Annotated in this window: 1 pseudogene; it reads left to right on the forward strand. The window is 61.2% G+C overall.

The features are described 5' to 3' along the window. Positions 1–299, forward strand: a pseudogene (gene istB / locus MUW49_RS21870) (IS21-like element ISAs29 family helper ATPase IstB); the annotation flags it as partial.

Consider the following 299-nt stretch of genomic DNA (forward strand, 5'->3'; position numbering starts at 1 on the left):
GGCATGGCGGATGCCGTGCAACAACAACTGGAACAGGCAAGTACCTACGAAGGGCTGCCCTTCATCGAGCGGCTAAGCCTGCTGGTCGAACACGAACAACTGAGCCGGGAGCAGCGTAAACAAGCTCGGCTGGTCAAGCAGGCGAGGCTCAAACTCCAGGCCACGGTGCAAGAGGTGGACTACCAGTCTGCACGCAACCTGGAGCGGTCACAGGTGGCAAACCTGGCCCAAGGAGAGTGGCTGCGCCGGGGCCAGAACCTGCTCATTACCGGCCCCTGTGGCTGCGGAAAAACCTACCT

The organism is Aeromonas sp. LsrichE-8G (genome assembly GCF_022869435.1).
In the GTDB taxonomy this organism is placed as follows: domain Bacteria; phylum Pseudomonadota; class Gammaproteobacteria; order Enterobacterales; family Aeromonadaceae; genus Aeromonas; species Aeromonas caviae.